Source organism: Streptomyces sp. NPDC005266 (assembly GCF_040607655.1).
Taxonomy (GTDB): domain Bacteria; phylum Actinomycetota; class Actinomycetes; order Streptomycetales; family Streptomycetaceae; genus Streptomyces.
Genome location: NZ_JBEXHC010000015.1, coordinates 1 through 20,332, shown reverse-complemented (window position 1 = coordinate 20,332; position 20,332 = coordinate 1). Strand labels below are relative to the sequence as shown.

Genomic DNA, 20,332 nt, shown 5'->3' with positions numbered 1-20,332 from the left:
GGCACGACACGCCCTGCCAACAGCAGCGGTGATCAACCAGTGATGGTAGGCCGTGCCTGCCCGTCCCGGGCATCACGTTGAAGAACTCCTCGTCGCCGGGGCCGGTGGGCAGTTCGAACTCCGGCTCGTAGCGCAGTGGGATTGCAGGTACCTGTGGTCGAACTGCCGTCCGGAGTGCAGCACTCCCTTTCATGCCGTGCCGACGCAGTGGTCCTGCCATGCCGCTTCATGCGCCTGAAGTACGGTTTTTATCTGAAAAGCCATCCGCTGCTGTGGCCTCACCCGTTACGTTCTGGCGTCATGAGGTTCCTGCACACTTCGGACTGGCATCTGGGCCGTCGGTTCCACGGGGAAGACCTGATCGGCCGTCAGCGCAAGGTTCTGGCCCATATCTGCGCAACCGCCCGCACCGAACAGGTCGACGCTCTGCTCATCGCGGGCGACGTCTACGACCGCGCCATCCCGAGCCTGGACGCGGCACGTCTGTTCAACTGGGCCCTGCACGAACTCGCCGACCTCGGCATCCCCACGATCATGATCAGTGGGAACCACGACTCCGCCCACCGCCTCGGCATCGGCTCCGGCCTGTACGCCAAAGCCGGCGTGCATCTGCGTACTGATCTCGCCGACGCGTCCCGCCCCGTCCTGATGGCCGATGCCCATGGCCCGGTCGCCGTCTACGGCGTGCCCTACCTGCATCCCACCCTGGTCAGCGAGCAGATGCAGGTGGAGACCCCCTCCCACCAGGCCGTTCTCACCGCGGCCCTGGACAGCATCCGCGCCGACCTCGCCACCCGCCCAGACGGCACCAGGGCCGTCGTCCTGGCCCATGCGTTCATCACCGGCGCGGACAGTTGCGACAGCGAACGCGATATCAGCGTCGGCGGCGTCGCCCACGCCGGCGCCGCCGTGTTCGACGGCATCCACTACACCGCGCTCGGCCACCTCCACCGCCCCCAGGCCGTCAGCGACCGCATCCACTACAGCGGATCCCCGCTGGCCTACTCCTTCTCAGAAGCCGGCCACACCAAATCCCTGGCCCTGGTCGACCTGGCAGCCGACGGCACGCCCACCGTCACGCACCAGGACATCCCCACCAACCTGCACCTGCCGCTGGCCCGGCTCACCGGGCGCCTGGAGGACCTGCTGTCCGACCCCGCCCACGCACCGCTGACCGACGCGTGGCTGCACGCCACCCTCACCGACCCCGCCCGGCCGTACGAGGCGATGAGCCGCCTGCGCCAGCGCTTCGCCCACACCCTCGACATGAAGCACGAACCCGCCGCCATCCCCGCCCAGGCGACCGACACCCCCACCTACCGAGACCGGGTGCGCGGCCGCGGCGACCTCGAAATCACCCACGACTTCATCACCGCCGTCCGCGGAAGCGCTCCCACCGACGACGAGCAAGCCCTGCTGTGGGAAGCCGTCGACCACATGCACGTGCACGCCCAGCAGAAGGAAACCGTCTGAACATGCGCCTGCACTCCCTGCACCTGCAGGCCTTCGGCCCCTTCGCCAGCCGGCACAGCATCGACTTCGACGCTCTGACCACCGACGGCCTGTTTCTCCTGCACGGTGACACCGGAGCAGGCAAAAGCACCCTGTTCGCCGCCATCTGCTTCGCCCTCTACGGCTATCCGCCCCGCGAGCGCAACGCACGGCTGCGCAGCGACCACGCACCCGCCGACCTGCTCACCGAAGTGACCCTGGAAACAACCATCGCCGGCAAACGCCTGCAGATCCGCCGCGTGCCCGCGCAGCGGAAGCCCCACTCGCGCCGCCCGGGCGAGTTCGTGGACCACAAACCCGAAACCGACCTCAAGCAGTGGACCGAAGACGAGCACGGGCAGGGCCGCTGGGAGGGCATCACCAGCTCGCACAAAGAGGCGGGCAAAGAGATCGAATCCCTCCTGGGCCTCAACCGTCAGCAGTTCTGCCAAGTCGTCCTGCTCCCGCAGAACGACTTCACCAAGTTCCTGCAGGCGGACGCCTCCGAACGCCGCGTCCTGCTGGGCACCCTGTTCGGAACCCGCCGCTTCGGCCTCATCGAGCAGTTCCTGGCCGAACGCAAGACCACGACCGCCAAAAGCCGCGACGAGGCCCGCGCCGACGTCATGCGCCTGACCGAACGCATCCAGCAGGCCGCCGGCGACGAACTCGACCCCTCCACCGGCGCGCCACGCCCCGACGACCCAGCCACCCTCACCGATCAAGCGCGTCTGTGGGCCGCCGCCCTGCACCGGCAGGCCGCCACGCTCCAGCAGGATGCCACCGCCGGCACCGAAAACGCCCGCCAGCTGCTGGCCGACTGCCGCACCACCGAGCAGCACACCCGCGACCTGCACCGCCTTCAGCAAGCACACCACACCGCACAGCAGGAACTGACCCAGCTTGACGAACGCACCGACCACTACACACAGCTCGCCGACCGACACGAGCGCGCCCGCACGGCGAGGCAACTGCAGACCGTCCTCGACGACGCCCACACCGCGGCCCGCGAACACAGCCTCGCCCTGGCCGCCGACGCAAACGCCCGCGCTCTCCTGTCGGCCGAACACGCCTCCCAGGACGGCAACGATCTCTCCCAGGCCGCGCAACAGGTACGCGGCCGCATCGGCGCCGCACAGGCCCTGCTCCCGGATGAAGCCGCGCTGCAGCAGCTCACCGACGAACTCGCTGTGCTCTCAAAAGAACGCAACGAGCTGGCCGACACCGTCACCGAGGCTCAGGACTGGCTCAACGGCCTGCCTCAGCTGCGCGAGACACTGACCGCACGGCTTCAAGCAGCCCGCACCGCCCAGGAAGCCAGCCGAGAACTCACCGTCACCCTCAGCGCGGTGAATACCCAGTGCGAGGCCGCCGCCCGCCGCGACAGCCTGCTCACGCAGGTCGCCGTCGCCGAGGAAGCCCTCACCAAAGCCACTGGCATTCTCAACCAGGCCGCCGCGGCCTACATCGACATCCGCCGGCGCCGCACCGACGGCATCGTCGCCGAACTCGCCGGCCGCCTCAAGGACGGCGAAAGCTGCCCCGTCTGCGGCTCCGCCACCCACCCGGCACCCGCTACTCCCCAGCCGGGCCAACCCACAGCCGCCGACGAACAGGCCGCCGAAGCCGCCCACACCGCCGCGCAGCAAGAGGAGAAGAAGGCCAGCCAGAGGCTGGGCGGCCTCGAGCAGGAGGCCGCTGAAGCACGCGGACAGGCTGGCGGCGACACCCCTCTGGCCGACCTCACGGCCCGACGTACTGAGCTGACCGACCGCCTCCGCCAGACCCTGGCCGAAGCCGCGGACGCAGGCGCAGCCGAAGAAGAACTCACCCGTCTGCAACAGCAGCAGACCGACCGCGAAAACACCCGCAACACCGCACAGCAGCGCCTGGGCGCCATCGACGCCACCTACGACAGCCTGCATACCCAGCGCGAGACTCTCAACCGGCGCCTGGCTGTCGTCCTGGGCCAACACGCCACGCTCGCCGACCGCATCAGCCACCTCACCCAACTCGCCGAGCAGCTCGAGACCGCAGCCGAGTGCACCACCGCCTTGGTCCGCACCACCGACGATCTGCGCACCGCCACACAACGCGCCGAGCAGGCAGCCCAGGCAGCCGGATTCGCTTCACCAGCCGAGGCCACGGACGCCCTGCTGCCCGATGACGACCTCGCCCGGATCAGCGAAGAGATCACCCGCTGGCGCGAACAGCGCCTCGTCCTGGCCGCCCGCCTTGACCAACCCGACCTGAAGAACGCCGCCGCCCAGCCTCCCGCATGCCTGGAGCACGCAGTGACGGAACTGGAGAAGGCCACCACCGCCCACTCCAGCGCCACGGCTGCCGAAACCAAAGCCACCGACCGCGTCGACGCCCTCGCCGTACTCGGCACCCAACTCGACGCCTTCACAGCGAGCCTCGAACCGCTGGAGGCCGCCTACCGCACCGTCGACCACCTCCACGGCCTGATCAGCGGCGGCTCGCTCAGCAACCAACTCCGCATGCAACTGGAGTCCTACGTCCTGGCCGCCCGCCTCGAGGAGGTCGTCGACGCAGCCAACACCCGCCTGACCCGCATGTCGCACCACCGCTTCACCCTCGTCCACTCCGACGAACGGGCCGCCCGCGGCGCCAAATCCGGCCTGGGCTTGAAAGTCCTGGATGCCTGGAACGGACACCAGCGTCACACCGACACCCTCTCCGGCGGAGAATCCTTCTACGTCTCCCTGTCCCTGGCCCTGGGCCTCGCGGACGTCGTCACCGCCGAAGCTGGCGGACAAGCACTCGATACGCTCTTCATCGACGAAGGCTTTGGCACCCTCGACGACGACACCCTCCATCAGGTCCTCGACGTCCTCGACTCTCTGCGTGACCACGACCGCACCGTGGGCGTCATCAGCCACGTCGCCGAGATGCGTCGCCGCATCACCCAACGCCTCCACGTCCGTAAAAGCCCCGTCGGCTCCACCCTCGTCCACATCACCGAGGCAGCCGAATGACATCGAATCCACCTGTGCACACCACTGCCAGCGCCCCGAACAGGCTGTCTGCACCGACCGGCCCACAGCGCACCGCCCCGGACTGGTCTGCCCCGCTACAACTCGCCCCGAGAAGACCTGAGGACCGCTCCCAGCAGGAAGGGCAGTTTCCCGGTATGAGCTGTCCCAGCGGCGTACCCGGGGCTTCATCGTCCCGTTCCTGCCAGTGGGCGAGGTCGCCCACCCCGTGTATTTCGTCACCGCCTCGATCCCATTGCCTCTGGTGCCCGCCGTGGCTTGGGGGAAGTACTCAAGGCGATCGACGGCCATGATGTCGGCATGGACGACGCACCGCAGGAAACGCCCCCTGCCCGACCCGATACTGCAGCTCTCGGCGCGTCCGGCGAGACGCCGTCAGAAGTCCTGAGCCTCGCTGCTCCGCGTCGGCGCACCGTGGACGACCACATGTTCCGTGCGGGGCGCACGTCGTTTCGATTGCAGCTGTTCACGGCACCGGGGCAGCGGGCAGTGGCGGTGGCTATTCAAGCCGAGGGAGAGACCCCGAGCCTGACCAACGTGGCCGAGTCGTGTGCAGCAGCGGTGTGGCAGCAGCACTGCCCCGACCAGGGACTGCCGCCGGTGTGGATCGAGCGGCAGTTTCCGGGCGCGTTCGGTAGGGAGCCGGACTTTCGGTTGGTCACCTTCGGTGAGAACGAGCCGTACCAGGTGCGCCATCCGAGCTGGTGCACGATCAGCGCGGAGCAGATCGTGCACCTGGTCGGCGGTCCGGTCGCCGAAGACCGCGGCAAAGGCTACGTGCCGCCCGAGCCGGAACCGGAGCCGGACCTGCGGTTCGAGGCGATGGCGCTGTGGCGCCTGGCGAGGCCCCGCCCGTTCCGCGAGGAATGTATGTCCGGTGGCACACCCTGGTGGCGACGCTGGACGAACCGGGTTTTCCCGCAGCATGGGGGGCGGTCCTGCTGCTGGTACCACTCTGGCGACTGGCATCGGGTCAACCACATGGCTCTCGCCGCCCTGTCGCGCGCGCAGCACGAGGGTGTGAAGGCGGAATGCATGGGCGACTACGCCCTTGAGTACGCCGCTGCGGCTGGCGCGAGTGAGTGGGAGCAGCAGGTGTTCCGGACGTTGTACTGCCTCGGCGACGCCATCCAGCCTTCCGGCGACGGCTACATCAGCAATGGCTTCATCAACGGCCAGCACCGCGTTCAGGCGATGCTGGATGCCGGAGTGCGCCGGACTGTGGTCCTGCGCCATGTGTGGCCGGACAGCCCGGCCTACTGAGGACCTCTGCCGCCTCAAGCGGCGAGGAGGTCTCGGAGCTCCCGTACGGCACGCTCACGGTAGTGCTGGGCGGGGATTGCCTCGAACAGGTCCAGGGCGCGGCGGCGGACCAGGCCAGTGCGGTAGTCCGCGGGCAGTGCTGTAAGGGCGGCGACGGTGCGGCGGCACGCCTGCTCGGTGTCGCCGTCGTGATGGGAGCAGGCGGCGGCGTCGATGGTCAGCAGGGTGCGGGTCATGGTGCTGGTCGGCGCGGACAGTTCCAGGGCGCGCTCCTGGCTGACGTGGGCGAGGCGGGTATCCCCGAGGGTGGTGAAGGCGTGGCTGAGGTGGACGTGGTGCTTCTGCTCGCCGTACGTCAGCCAGGTGTCTGACCGCTCGCCCTCGGGGAGCTGTTCCATGAGGGCGTCGGCGTCGGCGAGCGCCTGGCGGGCCTGCTCGCTCTGGTGGTTGAGGGCGTAGGCGCGAGCGGCGACCGCGGCCGCCAGCGTCGCCGCGGCGGTCGGCCGGGTACCGGCGATGCGGCGGGCCTGTTCGGCGAGGCTGGCCGCTGCCCTGGGGGCGCCGTAGTTGAGCGGGACCATCGCCTCGCGGGCGAAGACCCACGCGTGCAGGTGCTGGTCGCCGGATTCGGCGGCGGCCCGGGCGGCGGTGGCGAACCAGGCGCGGGACTCCCGGCGGCTGCCCAGGTCGTGTAAGACGATCGCGGTCATCCCGGCCATCTGCCCGGCCGTCCGGCACAGCCGGGCCCGGACCGGTGCGGGCTGCGGGACGGTGAGCAGCGGGCGCAGGGTCGTGAAGTCGGTGACCAGGTCGGCCAGTACGCGGGTGGGTGCTTGGCCGTGGTAGCCGTATCCGTAGCTCTCGGCTGCGGCCTCGAGGTCGGCCAGGTCCTGGGGCGTGTCGGGGGAGAGGGTCTGGTCGACGTCGGTTCGGGCGGCGGTGAGTGCGGCGAGGGCCGGGGCGGTGAGGCCGGCGGCGAGTGCGCCGCGCAGCAGGTTGCGGCGCTTCATCGGATCGTCTCCATGGTCGGGCTCCGTGCTGTGAACGGCGGTGTCTTCCCAGGGTTGCGCAGCAAGCCCCAGTAGGGCACCGGGAATGCGCAGTCCGCCGGCGATTCGCTCGACAGTCGTGAGGGCGGTGACAGCTGTGGTGCCCCGGGCTATCTGGCTGACCCGTTCGGCTTTGAGCGCGCACGCTTCGGCGATCCGGTTGAAGGAGATCCCCGCGTCGTGGGTCATGGCGAACACGGTGGTGAAGTCCCGTTCGCGCAGGGCACGGACGAACGCCGGGTCGGTCAGCAGGCGGCGCGGCACTTGGGCGGGTGACGGCGGTAAGTCGTCCACAAGTCCCCCAGAACTCTCGTGGAATGACAGTGCGCCAGCCCAACGACCATACCCACCGTGGGGGCCCCGTCACGGGGTTATCGCCCGCGTGGTTCGCGGCTGTACTGGCGGTGTTCGCGGCCGTGCCGTCCAGGGCCCGGCCGACCGATCAGGAGGAGGGTCCTCATGCAGAGTCCCGCCACGCCCCCGCCCGCCGTGCCGTCGACGGGCGGCCTGGTCCGCTCCCGTCGGCTGATCGTCGCCGCCCGGGGCCGCAACGCCATCCCCTCGGACGGCGGCGGCACCGGCCGCAGCGACGGCAACGACTGACGATCGGGAGCCCTGACGCGATGACGCGCCTGTCCATCGCGGCGTGCCTGGGCGAGGACTTCCTCGCCCAGGCACTGCACCGCGAACACCGCCACGTACCCGGCGCCCTCGATGTCGCCAAACTGATGACCTGGGACGACCTCAACAACCTCCTCGCCGCCCACCGCCTGGAGCCGCCGCGCATGCGGCTGTCCCGCGACGGCGAGACGCTGCTGGTCGGCGGCTACACCACGCCGGTGACCACGCGCCGGCACACGGTGTGGCACCGCCTGCACCCCGCCGAACTGCACGCCCGCCTCGCTGAGGGTGCCTCGCTCGCCCTGGACAGTGTCGACGAACTCCACCCGCCGATCGCCCGGCTCTGCGAAGCGATCGAGCGTGAGCTGCGCACCCGCGTGCAGGCGAACCCCTACGCCTCATGGAGCGCCACCGAGGGGTTCGGCATCCACTGGGACGACCACGACACGGTCATCGTCCAGCTGGACGGAGCGAAGCGCTGGCGGATCTACGGCACCACCCGCCCCTACCCGCTGTACCGCGACATCGAGGACCCGGGCGAGGCGCCCACCGAGCCGGTCGCCGACCTGGTCCTGTGGCCGGGCGACGTCCTGTGGCCGGGCGACGTCCTGTACGTGCCGCGCGGCGTGTGGCACGCGGTCTCCGCCGACCAGGGCACCCGCTCCCTGCACGTCACCTGCGGCCTGCAGACCCACACGGCAACCGACCTGATGGCGTGGGTGTCCGAGCAGCTGCTCACGCACGAGGACTGGCGGCGCGACCTGCCGCTGCTCGCCGCGCCGGACGTCCAGGCCGACGCCGTGGACGGGATGCGCAAGCGGCTCGCCGAACTGCTGGACGACCCCGGGCTGATCGCCCGCTATCGGACGGCGATGGACGGGCAGGCCGTGGGCCGGATGGTGCCGAGCCTGCCGTACATCGACACCGTCCCCGTCGACGGCGGTCTGCGAGTCCGGCTGACGACCGCCCGCGCGGTGCTGGACGTCGGCGAGGACACGGTGACGCTGTCCGCCGCCGGCAGCGTGTACGAGTTCGCGCCCGAGGCGGAAGCGGTGCTGCGCCCGCTGGCCGACGGCCGGACCGTGGACCTGGCCACGCTCGCGGAGACGGCCGGCCTCGCCCTGGAGGACGTCGCCGCCCTGGTCCAGGAGCTCGTTGCCGGGCAGGCCGCGACGGTGGGGAGCCTGCTGTGACAGCGGAGCTCGCTCTGGGCACGTACCGGTGCCGGGCGATCCCGGAGGCGGCCGTCCGTGCGGCCGCCTCCGGCGCGCAGTGGGTCGACACCGCCCCCAACTACGCCACCGGCCAGGCGCAGACCCTCCTGGCCCGGCCCTGGCCGCCCACCCGTTGCTGAACGTCTCCACCAAGACGGGGTACTTCACCGCGGCCACCGGCACCGACGCCGTGAACGACGGTGTCCTCAACCAGGACCAGGCCGTCGCCGGGCACAGCCTCGCCCCCGGCTACGTGCGCTGGCAGACCGGCCGCAACCGCGCCCAGCTCGGGCGCGACCGCCTGGACCTGGTCCTGCTGCACAATCCCGAGCGCGCCCACCCCGGCGACCGCCCCGTCCTGCACCGCGCGATCCGGGACGCTTTCGCCGTCCTGGAGGAGGCCGTGGCGTCCGGGCACGTGGCGGGGTACGGCGTCGCCACGTGGGCGGGCCTGGAGGAGGAGGCGTTCACGGTGGGGGAGCTGCTCGCCCTGGCCGCCGAAGCCGCCGGCGGACAGCACCACCTGGCCGCCGTCCAGCTGCCGGTCAGCCTGGTGATGATGACGCCGATCGTGCAGGCCCTGCACGGCCGGGGCCCGCTCCCGGCCGCCGCCGGCGCGGGCCTGCGGGTGATGGCGTCGGCCCCGCTGCACGGCGGGGAGCTCCCCGGCATGGTCGACGAGGAGCTCGCCGACCTCATCCGGCCGGGCCTGACCCCCGCACAGGCGTGCGTCCTCGCCGTCGCGTCATGCCCAGGAGTGACAAACGTCCTTCTCGCCGCCTCCGGTGCGCCACACTGGAAGGAGGCGGCCGACGCCGTCGCTCAACCCTCCCTGACCGCCGCCCAGTTGCGGGAGATCACCGGTGTACTCGCCTCCCCCTGACCCGGACACCGAACAGCGCATGCGCGCCCACCACGCGCACACCGCGAAGGCCCTGGACGTCCAGACCGAGCCGGGCGTGGAGTTCTGGGGGTGGGCCGGGCGCACCCTAGGTGCCCCGGCCCGCACCGCTACGGGCGTGCCCGCCTGGCTGCGCCTGGTGTCGGCGCCGGAGGACAAGGCCGCGGGGAAGTTGTGGGACGGCGCCCTCGATGCCCAGCACGCCTTCGGCGACCTCGACGGCCACCGGCCCGCCCTCCTGGCCGTCCACGATGCCGTCGACGACGGCATCGCCTACCGGGCGGAGCTGTCGGTGCGCGTCGATGACCCGGTCCTGTCCTACGACCCGGTCCTCCAGCACGAGGCCCAGCTGCCGGACTCCTGGTGGAACGACCTCGCCGGGACGCTGGAGAAAGTGGCGGCCGTCGACACCGGCCGCGTCGCCGTACGGCAGCAGTACATGGAGCGGGCCATCCCCGAGTTCGTGGGCATCCCGGCCCCGGCCGTCTCCTGCTGGACCACAGCCCATGCGGATGTGCACTGGGCGAACATCACCGAACCGCTGCGCCTGCTGGACTGGGAAGGATGGGGCATGGCCCCGGAGGGGTTCGACGCCGCCACTCTCTACGCCTACTCGCTGCTCCAGCCGGACACTGCCGCCCGCGTCCGCGTCGCCTTCCCCGTGCTGGGCAGTCCGGCCGGCCTCGCCGCCGAAGCGACCGTGTGCGCCCAGCTGCTTCAGACCGTGAACCGCGGGGACAACCTCGCCCTCGCCGACCCGCTCCGGGCTTGGTCCGAGGAACTGCGCCGTCGTCGAGCGGCTGCGCGGGCAGCCGGGGCACGGCACGACCGACTACCCCTCACTGACACAAAGCCGTCAGGAAAAGGGGCTGTCGAAGTGCTCATCAGGCCGGTTGCGTACGCTGAACTGCACGAATGCAGCGCCCGTCGCACCCATCACCCGGTACCGGCAGGTGAGGAACGAGTCTGCTCGTAAACTTTTCCGCCATGACCGCCGAAAGCCGCGACAGGATCATCGCCCTGCTCGCCAGGCAGCAGCCCAAAGCCATCCTCGGCACCCCGGAGTCCGAATGGGTGGACTTCAAGACCGCAGGACCCAACGGGCCCTACGACCTCGGCACGGACAAGGGAAAGTTCGAGCTCGCCAAGGACGTCGCCGCCTTCGCCAACACCCGCGGCGGCCTCATCGTGTGCGGCTTCAGGGCGAAGCGGCGGCCGACTGATCTCCACGAAGCCGCGCAGAAGGAGATCCCCTTCGCGAAAAGGCTGGTTAACACCGACACCTACAAGGAGGTCATCACCGAGTACGTGCGCCCGCTGATCGACGTCAGTTTCCTCTGGTTCGAAGACGCCTCGGACCCTGATCTCGGCTACTTCGTCATCGAGGTGCAAGCGCTGCCGGAATCCAAACGCTGGGCCCTGGTCGTCAAGACCTTGTCCGAGGACGGAAAGCTCGTCAAAGGCGGGGTGGCCGTGCCCAGACGGCACAGCGACAAGACCCCCTATCTCACCGCGGACGAGGTGTACCAGGCTGTGAACGCTGGTCTGCGTGGCGAGCCCGAGATGGCCGTGGATCTCGCGGTGGCCACCGGGTCCGTGTCGGACGTGAAAGTGACCGCTTCAGTGGTCGATCGCCTTCTGGAAGACCGGCGTCGGGAACTTTTGGCTTCACTGCCGCGCCGGAAAGCTGAGGAATCTCCACGCCGACAGCGTGAAGGCCTGGTCTTGTCAGGCAGCGAGAAACAGTTTCTCCACGACGTACAGCGGCTACGCGACCTCCACGACCTCGTGCCGAACATGATGTCCAGGGACAGCCGCACCCCACAGCAGTACCGCGCGGAAGTCGACGCCTACCTCGAGAAATGTGGACGCCAGCTTCCGTCGATGCTGCGCAGGACATGGGCGCAGCAGGGCGCTCCGCTGGTCCTCCAGCTCGCTAACCCCTCCGACGTCATGCTCCACCAGGTGGAAGTCATCGCTACCGTCAGCCCGGAATACACCGCCGTCCTGTGGTTCCCACCTTCTGGCGCGGCCTCCGACCCGGCAAAGTTGCCCTGGCCTGAGCCGCCGGCGCCGTATGGAAGCAAGAGCCTCGCGGCGTCCTTCTATGCGCAGCCCAAGCTGTCGTTGGGGCCCGCTATCGCGGCGGCTGCGGTCAGACACCGCTCGGCCCCCAAGCGCCCGCTCATACGGCAGTCGGAAGACCGTCTGGTTATCAAGTTCCCTCCCGTCGATCTGCGCGCTCATGCTCGGGTAGCACTGGACCCGGTCCTGCTGTATGGAGACGGCACTTCTGCGGAGGATTCTGTTGCTGTCCATTGCGCTGCCACCTGCACCAACCTGAAGGGACGGCAGCAGGAGATCCTCCACATTCCTGTCCATTCGCTCAGCGTGACGTTGTTGCCAGATGCCGACGTCCCCGAACCGGATTCCGAGTAGCCCTCGTACGCGAGGGAAAAGGTCACCCGTCCAGGCGTCGAAGTGGGCCCCCTCTCGGAACGCCCCGGCGCTGTCACCGGCCGTCGATAGCGTGACCGCCGTGATGGTGGGCACCGAAGAAACCCGGCTGGTCGTGCTGCGCGGCAACAGCGCCTCGGGGAAGTCGTCCGTCGCGGCCGGCCTGCGTGAGCGGTTCGGCCGCGGCCTGGCCGTGGTCGGCCAGGACAACCTCCGCCGCATCGTGCTCCGGGAACGGGACCGGCCCGGAGCAGCGAACATCGGCCTGATCGGCCTGACGGCCCGCTACGCCCTGGACGCCGGATTCCATGTCGTCATCGAAGGCATCCTCTACGCCGACCGCTACGGGGACATGCTCACCGAGCTGCGCGCCGACCACCGCGGCCTGACCCACGGCTACTACCTGGACGTGCCGTTCGACGAAACCCTCGCCCGGCACGCCACCAAACTCGCCGACGACGTCAACGAGACGCAACTGCGCGACTGGTACCGGCCGCGCGATCTGCTGCCCGGCGGCGTCGAGATCGTCATCGGCGCCGACAGCGCGCTGCACGAGACCGTCGACCGCATCATGCTCGACACCGGCCTGGCCCACCTGCCCGCCGTAGACCGCTGACCGGAGCGCTCCAGAGGTGCTGCCGGCACTGCGATGCCTCAGGACGGAGTACCCGCTAGGTCGAATCACCCGCGCGGGTAGATGAGACTGCCTCGTGGCGTCGGCTACGCTCTCAGAGCGGCAGGTCAGCGTCTGCCGGTGCCCTGCCGAACTGCCCACGCCAGTCGGCGATGCGGCCAAGGTTCTCCGAATCACGCAATCAAGAAACGGCACTCTCAGCCGGTCGCAGGCGTGGGCGACATGACCGGGACAAGGGAGTCGTTGTGACGACCAACCGAGCGCGCAAGCAGGCCGCCCGGCACCGCGCAGCGCAGAAGAACATCCCCTACTCGGAAGCCAGGCGCCAGCAGGCGCAAGAGGTGGGGACAGATGCTGACCGCGCCAAGCTGGCCGAGTGTGAGGCCGAGATCATCACGGCGAAGGAACGGTATGACCGCGGCATCATGGAAGCCGCCGTCCAGCTCGCCGAGGCCTGCAGCCTGACTGACGTGCAGATGACCTACTTCCGTCTGGCCATCAGGTTCCTCATCCGGGCAGACGAGCCCTACAACTGCGGCCTCATCGGTGCTCGGATGACACGCCAGCATGTCGAGGACTCGATGGCGAGGGTGCGGTGTGCCGACCCCGCCGTCATGGCCGCGATCCGTCCGGTCATCGAACACATGGTGGAGGCGCACAACAGCCACGCCCGCCAGTAGCAGGCGAAGGGGCGGTCTGCTGGCAATCGGCAGACCGCCCCTCGTGGCTTCAGTTGATCACCTACGGCATGCTGCGGTCGGCGAGCACCATGCGCTGGCCAGCCTTCGCCCGCTGCTGCGACATTGGGCATCATCGCGGCGGCGGCATCAGATGGGGGACGTCGGCGGGGGAGAGGTCGGGGCGGGCACGGTGCAGGCGTGCGGGGTGGCGCCACCGGCCGTAGGCGTCACGGGCGACGTCGACGCCGACTTCCACCACCAGCTCCGGTTCCATCAGCGTGACGTCCAGCGTCTCCCGGCTGCCCCACCCGGCGGAGAACGACCGCCCGTCCACGGATGACCGCGCCGGGCCGGAGCGAGCAGCCCGGCGACCGTGGCGCTCGCCGCCCGGGCGAGGGTGGTGGTGCGGCCGGATGAAAACCGTGCGCCGGGCCGACCTCCTCTTTTCTACACTCGTGGTCGTGGCGTTGATCTACAGCAGCGGAAGCTGCGATGACCTTCCCGAAGAAGCGAGGCCGGATGGCTACCTGGCTCCGCTCATCGCCACGCCCACCGAGTGGGTGACGGTCCTCGGGAAGCCTGTCCAGGACCGCTTTGACTGGGGGATCAGCAGCTATCTGACCCGTCCTGCGGCGCGGGAACATGCTCTGCAGGAGTACACCTGGAGTCAGGCAGCGATCGGCGGTGCTGGGATCAGCACCTTCTACCCGGAGGAGCGCACGGTCTTCGAGGAGGGGCTGCGAGACGAAGAAGCGCACGCGGAGTTCTTCGTACAGCGCCGCACCCACCATGGGCTCGCCGAACCGACGCTGGAGTTCACCCCCTCGTTCCTGTGGTATTTCGACGCCATCCCCAGGAACGACGGCTCCTGGTACTACCTCGACGACGCCGGCCGTGACCACGAACTGGTGCGCACTCGCCGCACTGATGCCGAGCTGCGTATCGATATCGCGGCCCTGCCCCTGCGCCGCTACCTCGCCGTGCGCAGCCGTCTGCTGGTGATCCAGCATGACCGGATCACCCGGCTCGAGCACGTACCCGCCCCGGAGATCGACGCAGTCGACCGATCCGACCTGCGGCATTTCGCCTTCCACAGCGGAGACATCCACTCGGTGGATCGCCCGGGTTTCGTACGGCTGGTCGGAAAGCAGATCGTTCTGCCCATCGACGCGGCCCCCGTCGACCTGGCCCGCCCCCACACCTCCGAACGCCGGTTCCCGGAATTCACGGTCGCCATCGACCCCAACACCGGGGAGCGCATCACCTCCACGTGCGAGCCCGACAAGCTGAGCAACTACTTCACCGATCGCGGCACCCCGCACTACCTGGCACGGGTCTACTTCCGGCGCGACGTCCTCAACCGGTACACCTCCCAGCCGTCCCGCTACCGCATCGAGAACGGCCGACTGAGCTGCCTGGGACTCTGGGGCATCTCCCTCGGCACCAACCCCGACGGTCTCATCGAGGTCTACCTCGGAGACCTCGGACGCGACCTGCCGGCCGAAGAACGCGACCACTGGCTCAGCTTTAACGTCCCTCCCAGCGGAGGCCGCGACGAGGCACGCTTCGACCGCGACATCCTCGGCCGGTGGGCCGATGGGCCGCCCGACCCACTACGCCGACTGTTCGCCGCGCGAGAGCGCTTCAGCACCGCCCTGGGCGCGCTTCTGGGACAAGCGGTCTACAAGCCGTGGCATCCCGCCGACCAGATCGCCTTCGAGGGCCTGCACCTGCCCACCAGCAGTGAGCAGCACGAAGCCGACACCCTCATACTCCTGCTCGCCAAGGGCGTCATCGACTACCTGGACGTCAAGGTCCTCCGGCGCCTTCCTGGGGTGACCGACTCCAAGGCGCAAAGCATCAATTGCCTCGAAGCATGGGTCTCCTCCAGCGGAGGTGACAGCGACGCGCTGATCCGCCCGTTGCGTGGTCTGCAAGGCCTCCGCTCCACCGGTCCTGCCCATCTGCGCGGCAAGGACTGGCACGCCACCCTGACGCGCGCCGGGCTGGACGGACTGAGACCCGATGAGCAGTTCGTGCAGGTACTTACTCTGACTGGTGACGCCCTCAGCGCGCTCGCCGAGCATGCCGAGTCACAGCACCAGGCCAGCGAGTAGACAGCCCGCGGCCCCCGCAAAATCCGGTGACACTCTCGGTTTGGTTTCGTGTATGACTGGCGCGGACAGCCAGACAGGGGAGGGCAGCCTGTGGGTAAGGCGTCGGCGGGGAAGCGCGCGGCCAAGGCAGGCGGTACCCGGGATCACACAGTGCCGCAGATGTACCTGAGGCACTTCGCTCAGCACGTGGCACGCCGCAAGTACGAGCTGAAGGTGCGGCGGCTGGACAAGGTCGACGAGCCGTTTCCGGTGACGCCTACGGGCATCGGTGCCGAAACCGGCTACTACTGGGGCATAAGCAGTACTGGAGTACCTCACCATGCTGCCGAGGAGTTGTTCACTCACCTCGAGGGCCGCGCCGAGACGGTGCTGAAGGTCCTGCTGGACGACCCTGATTGGGCTCTCACGCCGAACTGGCCGTTGGACCCAGCTCAGCGCCATGCGCTCGCGTGGTGGATGGCTGCTCAGATACTGCGCACCACCCGGCAACGGAAGCGCCTCGCCCACCGGCAAACAGAGGCGCCGGACATTGCAGCGCTGCCGCTGGAAGTGCAGAAACTTGCTGAGAACAACCCGCACCTGCGCTACATCGTGGAGAACATCGTCACGCTGGCGATCGCGTTGGAGGCCCGGCCGTGGGCGCTTGGCTTCAGCGACATGTGCCTACTGACCAGCGATACCCCGGTCGTCATCTGGAACCGCCCAGACGACGAGAACCAGGTACGTGCCGCTGCACTGAGCAACATCATGCTCCCGCTGGATCCGCATCGCTTCCTGTTCCTGCCCGGTCCTGCCGCCCAAGAGACCGATCCGCGCAAGCGTGTAGATCACTTGATGCACGCGGAAGGCGCTCTTGGCATGGCGCTCGTGCAGGTGGCCTACGACGTTGCCGACCAGTTCATCGTCCACCACCCGCAGCACGACCCTTGGAGGCACTGGAAGCCGACCGGGCCCGGACAGCCGAAGCCGTGGGACGGACAAACCCACTCTGCTCCTCGGTACATCCTCGAATACGACGTCTTCCCGCCCCACCAGAACATCGAACGACGCTGGACCGTCGAACACCCACCGCCCCGCTCACCAGCCGCATGAGGCGGCCTGGGAGGCGCCCAGCAAGGACGCACACGGTCAATGAGAAGGCGAGGCCCGAGAGCATGTCCCAGGCCTCGCAAGATTCGGCTCAACGGCCGGACGACCGCGATGTCACGCCCACTCCATGCCCAGCTCCCGCAGCGCGTCCAGCTGCTCCTGGGCAAGCCGGTCCCGCCTCGCGCGGGTGTTCGATACCCATACGCCCAGCTTGACGGTCACGGGCTCGGCTTCGCCGTCGACCGCGATCTGTTCGCTGTGGCCGCGGGGCACAGGTCGGTGGGCGCCTTCCCGTTCCACCCACTGCGCGAGTGCCGCCAGGCCGCGCTGGAACGCCTGCTGTGCCTTGCTCGGGCCCTTCGTCGCACGCATTGCCGCCGGGGCGGGAGACGGCGCCTCAAGCGGCTTGATGTCCAGCCTGGACAGTCGCTCCTGCTGCTCGCTCGACAGCTGTGCCCAAGTGCCCGGCTGGGTCTGCCGTTGGAGCCACCGGCCGATGTCATCGCCGTCCATCAGTACGCCGGGCTGGATTTCGGGGAGGCTGCCGTCGGCGTCGACCAGGTCGGCGAGCACGCGGTAGTGCCGCTGCCAGTCCAGCGGCCAGGGGCAGTTCCAGTCCGGGTCGATCGCGGCCAGCTGTTTCGCGCGCTCCGCCGCCCGTTCGGGGTCTTTCCCGAGGCCGCCTTTGCGGCGCAGGTTGGCCATGTGCTGCCCGATGGGCACCATCGCTTCGCCCTCGCCCCACACCTGGTCCTGTCGCGGTGCGAGGTGCCCGGTGGCCCGCCGGTAGGAGCGCAGCGCGGCGAGCTTGGCCTCCCACGCCTCCTCGCCGGGCTCCCAGACCATCCCGGCCTCCGGCAAGTCGAGCAGTTCCTTGCGGCGCGGCTCCAGCTCACCCGCCCGCAGCGCCTTCCGCTGCTGGTGCACCCACCTGCCAAGCGGAAAAGACTTCGTCACGCCCACTTCGACCTCGGTGTCGTAGGGCACGGCGTAGAGGCCGGTGATCTCGTTCTCCGCCCGCCACCGCAGCAGGGCCTGGTAACCCTCCAACCAGACGAGGCTTTCGGGCCTGTAGACCCGGGTGCGCAGGAACGCGGAGATCGTGGCGGCGTCCCTGGGAGAGGAGAAGTGGAGCAGGGCCGACTCGGCGACGGCGTCGGCGCCGTCCTCGCCGCCGGCGCCGACGATCCGCCCCTCTTCATCGCGCCGGACGTGCACCTTGCGCTTGCCGCTGGTGAGGGCACGGGAGGCGAGCTGCTCGACCAGGCGCTCATCGTGTGAGCGCAGACCCTGAAGCACGGCTACGAGAGGGCGGAACGAGGCGGAGGCGACCATGTCCTGCGGATCCTCGCCGGGCTCCAGGAACACCGGCACAATGATCCGCGCAACTTTGGTGCTGCCGTCGCGGTTCAGCCTGAGCGCGCGGCCGATGTTCTGCACGATTTCCACCTGCGAGCCGCGGGTGTCGGCGAAACAGATCGCCTCCACGCCCCGCTCGCCGGTGATGTCGACGCCTTCCCCGAGAACTCGAACGCTGGCGAGGAGCGCCCGGTGCACCCGGCGGCCGGCGGCGTCGATGCCGTTGGCGAACTGGCGCAGCACCTCTCGCCGCTCGGACACGAGGTGGTCACCGCACAGCCACGCCGACCACACCCGGTCCGGCGGGACGTGACGTCCGGCCTCCAGGTCGTAGAACTCCGCGTCGATAGACGACTTCGGCAGCTTCTCCGCCTGCGCCAGGTCTTCGTCCGATGCGTCGTTGACGTACAGCTCGGCAGCGGTCTTCGGCAGCGCCTCCGCGAAAGCCGCCGCTTCCTCCACCTTCTGATGGAAGGTCATCGTCGTACGCAGGTTGTACGCAGCGGCGTGCTCCAGGAGCGCGGTCTGCAGCAAGGCCAGGCGCCGGCCCCGCTGCGCTTCCTCCGACTCCCCCAGGACGGGCGAGGGGTCGCGGATCTCCAGCACGTCGATCTCGAAACCGGCGAGGATTCCCCGCTCGATCGCCTCGCTCAGCCCGAGCTCGGCCAGCCACGGGCCGTAGGTGGCTGAGTCCTGGCCCATCGATGCGATCTCCAGCTCCTGGCCCTCCGCGCCCTTCTGCGGGCGGGGCGAGGCCAGGATGCGCGGGGTCGCGGTGAGGTACAGCCGGAAGTCGGCGGGGATTCGTTGGTTGTCGTGGATCGCGGCCCACGGACGACCAAGATCACCTGCGGTGCCGTGGGCTTCGTCGATGATGGCGAGGTCAAAGCCTGCCATCTGCTGGCCGTACAGGCGCTCTCCGCCCGCCAGAGCGGCCTCCAGCGGCCCGCGAACCTTCCGCTGACCCATCGGTGCGTCGATGTCCTCGCGGTCCACGAGAGAGGCGTACGTGGCGAACACGACCACAGGCCCCGAAGCTGCCCACAGGGCGAGCTGGATCGGGTTGGTGGTGGTGCGCACGCCCAGCTCGTTCAGGACCGGGTCGTTCTCCAGCGAGCACACCGCCACCATCGGCGCCCGGTGGCCCACCAGGCGCCACGCCTGGGCGGTCTGCACGAGCAGGTCCAGGGTCGGCACCGTGACGAGGATCCGGCCGCCCGGGAAGCACTCCAGCGCGCACGCGGCTGCCGTGATCGTCTTGCCCGAACCGGTCGCTGACACGATCGTGCCCCGAGCACCCTCCGGGGGCACAGATGACCTTGCAGGAAATCCCACCCACTTGCGGAAAGCCGCTTTCTGGTCAACCTGGTGTTCCTTGAGCTGAATACCCGGCATTTAGAAATCCTCCCCTAACTTGTTTCCTGACCGCTTCGGGAAATCACCGGGACGGCGTGAAGGGCGGGACTGACACCGTACCGTCATCGCCCACCACGACCCGCTCGGCGAGCTGTACCAGGACCTGGGCGGGCATGAGCCCCGCCCGATCGGCCGCCGCTCGGATCAGTCGACTGGGCGCAGCAGACAGCCACAGCTCCGCCCGCAGCCCATCCGCCTCCTCCCGACGCCGCGCCTCGAAGGCGGCCCGGGCAGCAAGAGCACCGTCACGCCGCTCTTCGCGCTCCTGAGCCCACTTGGAGCCTTGGGTGTCCCGCTCCGGCTCGTACGCGCCCCAACCGGCCTGAAACATTAAGTCTCTGACGCGCTGCCACTCCACATGCTTTGCCGCCCAGATGGCAGCCAGCCGTTCCGGGTCCGTCTCGAACTCGGAGAAGGAACCGCCTCGCCTCAACTGCTCCGCTGTCTCACGCTCGCGGGCAGCAGCCTCCGTGACCTTCGCCGCAACGGCGGCCATATTGAGGCCGTTTGCCTGGCGCCTAATCTGATCCCGCGCCACATCCTGAGCACTCCACATGTGGTTTCCCTTTTCTTGTTGCCGAGTCTCAGCCCCGCCTGGGTGGTTGGGGGGTGTCCCGTTTTTTCGCCAACGGTACATGCTGCATCAGTCTGATTCACGCGGTACACTGGAACCCACACGAACGAGCGACCCCCCACCCTCGTAGCCAGCCCGGCCCGCGCCAGCGGGCCTAGGCGGTTCTGGAGGCGCAGCCGAAAGGACCGTCAGGCGGGGGAGCGCAGCGGACCCGCCCGGGAGTGCGGAGCACTCCCCAACTCCCGTACTGGAGGCCCCACTAGCCGTATCTGACACCCCGTCAATCTGGCGGCCGCGCATCGCGCGCCGCGCCGGTCGCGCAGCGGCCGGCCCCACCAGGATCCCGGAGCGCAGCGGAGGGATCCGCCCGCGCATCGCGCGGGCAGCGGGAGCGCAGCGACCGCCCCGCTTGCACATCGCGCAGCGATGTGGTACCCGCGGAGCGGGTAC

General features: G+C 69.2%; 17 protein-coding genes. 13 read left to right on the top strand and 4 right to left on the bottom strand.

Going from position 1 to position 20,332, the window contains the following annotated elements:
- Positions 1-300: 300 nt before the first annotated feature.
- The 3 genes from ABZU99_RS23935 (at position 301) to ABZU99_RS23925 (ending at position 5,771) form a co-directional block, all read left to right on the top strand.
- Positions 301-1,473 (top strand): exonuclease SbcCD subunit D, encoded by a 1,173-nt coding sequence (locus ABZU99_RS23935; protein ID WP_356046579.1) that lies wholly within the window; start codon positions 301-303, stop codon positions 1,471-1,473.
- Between the two features lie 2 nt (positions 1,474-1,475).
- Positions 1,476-4,490 (top strand): SMC family ATPase, encoded by a 3,015-nt coding sequence (locus ABZU99_RS23930; RefSeq protein ID WP_356046581.1) that lies wholly within the window; start codon positions 1,476-1,478, stop codon positions 4,488-4,490.
- 318 nt (positions 4,491-4,808) lie between these two features.
- Entirely contained in the window at positions 4,809-5,771 is a 963-nt protein-coding gene (locus ABZU99_RS23925) for a hypothetical protein (protein WP_356046583.1), read from the top strand.
- Positions 5,772-5,785: 14 nt separating this feature from the next.
- Here the strand turns inward: ABZU99_RS23925 and ABZU99_RS23920 are convergent, their stop codons facing one another.
- The gene (locus ABZU99_RS23920; protein WP_356046585.1) at positions 5,786-7,114 is read right to left on the bottom strand and encodes a hypothetical protein; all 1,329 of its coding nucleotides are present in this window, start codon (positions 7,112-7,114) and stop codon (positions 5,786-5,788) included.
- 165 nt (positions 7,115-7,279) lie between these two features.
- Here ABZU99_RS23920 and ABZU99_RS23915 point away from each other — a divergent pair, with 165 nt between their 5' ends.
- The 8 genes from ABZU99_RS23915 to ABZU99_RS23880 all read left to right on the top strand — a co-directional run bounded on the left by ABZU99_RS23915 (position 7,280) and on the right by ABZU99_RS23880 (position 13,327).
- Positions 7,280-7,423, top strand: a complete 144-nt coding sequence (locus ABZU99_RS23915) for a hypothetical protein (protein ID WP_217144773.1) — start codon at positions 7,280-7,282, stop codon at positions 7,421-7,423.
- Between the two features lie 20 nt (positions 7,424-7,443).
- Positions 7,444-8,634 (top strand): cupin domain-containing protein, encoded by a 1,191-nt coding sequence (locus tag ABZU99_RS23910; RefSeq protein ID WP_356046588.1) that lies wholly within the window; start codon positions 7,444-7,446, stop codon positions 8,632-8,634.
- Entirely contained in the window at positions 8,631-8,795 is a 165-nt protein-coding gene (locus tag ABZU99_RS23905; RefSeq protein ID WP_356046590.1) for a hypothetical protein, read from the top strand. The genes ABZU99_RS23910 and ABZU99_RS23905 overlap by 4 nt, the downstream gene beginning before the upstream one ends.
- The gene (locus ABZU99_RS23900; RefSeq protein WP_356046593.1) at positions 8,789-9,538 is read left to right on the top strand and encodes an aldo/keto reductase; all 750 of its coding nucleotides are present in this window, start codon (positions 8,789-8,791) and stop codon (positions 9,536-9,538) included. Before ABZU99_RS23905 ends, ABZU99_RS23900 begins: the two co-directional genes overlap by 7 nt.
- Positions 9,519-10,532 carry a hypothetical protein gene (locus tag ABZU99_RS23895; RefSeq protein WP_356227987.1) on the top strand — a complete coding sequence of 338 codons (1,014 nt, stop codon included), beginning with the start codon at positions 9,519-9,521 and terminating at the stop codon, positions 10,530-10,532. Before ABZU99_RS23900 ends, ABZU99_RS23895 begins: the two co-directional genes overlap by 20 nt.
- Positions 10,533-10,543: 11 nt before the next feature.
- Complete coding sequence (locus ABZU99_RS23890; protein ID WP_356046597.1) at positions 10,544-11,995, top strand: hypothetical protein; 1,452 nt, start codon at positions 10,544-10,546, stop codon at positions 11,993-11,995.
- 103 nt (positions 11,996-12,098) lie between these two features.
- Positions 12,099-12,629, top strand: a complete 531-nt coding sequence (locus tag ABZU99_RS23885) for an AAA family ATPase (RefSeq protein ID WP_356046599.1) — start codon at positions 12,099-12,101, stop codon at positions 12,627-12,629.
- 263 nt (positions 12,630-12,892) lie between these two features.
- Complete coding sequence (locus ABZU99_RS23880; RefSeq protein ID WP_356046601.1) at positions 12,893-13,327, top strand: hypothetical protein; 435 nt, start codon at positions 12,893-12,895, stop codon at positions 13,325-13,327.
- A gap of 130 nt (positions 13,328-13,457) precedes the next feature.
- Here ABZU99_RS23880 and ABZU99_RS23875 read toward each other — a convergent pair whose 3' ends face one another.
- Positions 13,458-13,661, bottom strand: a complete 204-nt coding sequence (locus ABZU99_RS23875) for an ATP-dependent DNA ligase (protein ID WP_356046603.1) — start codon at positions 13,659-13,661, stop codon at positions 13,458-13,460.
- Between the two features lie 127 nt (positions 13,662-13,788).
- Between ABZU99_RS23875 and ABZU99_RS23870 the strand changes: the two genes are divergently transcribed.
- Both ABZU99_RS23870 and ABZU99_RS23865 read left to right on the top strand, forming a co-directional pair.
- A complete protein-coding gene (locus tag ABZU99_RS23870; protein ID WP_356046605.1) occupies positions 13,789-15,444 on the top strand; it encodes a hypothetical protein in 1,656 nt (551 codons plus the stop codon).
- 48 nt (positions 15,445-15,492) lie between these two features.
- A complete protein-coding gene (locus ABZU99_RS23865) occupies positions 15,493-16,536 on the top strand; it encodes a DUF4238 domain-containing protein (RefSeq protein WP_356227985.1) in 1,044 nt (347 codons plus the stop codon).
- A gap of 111 nt (positions 16,537-16,647) precedes the next feature.
- Here ABZU99_RS23865 and ABZU99_RS23860 read toward each other — a convergent pair whose 3' ends face one another.
- Entirely contained in the window at positions 16,648-19,287 is a 2,640-nt protein-coding gene (locus tag ABZU99_RS23860; RefSeq protein ID WP_356046609.1) for a Helicase associated domain protein, read from the bottom strand.
- Positions 19,288-19,330: 43 nt separating this feature from the next.
- The gene (locus ABZU99_RS23855) at positions 19,331-19,846 is read right to left on the bottom strand and encodes a hypothetical protein (RefSeq protein WP_356227982.1); all 516 of its coding nucleotides are present in this window, start codon (positions 19,844-19,846) and stop codon (positions 19,331-19,333) included.
- Between the last annotated feature and the right edge of the window lie 486 nt (positions 19,847-20,332).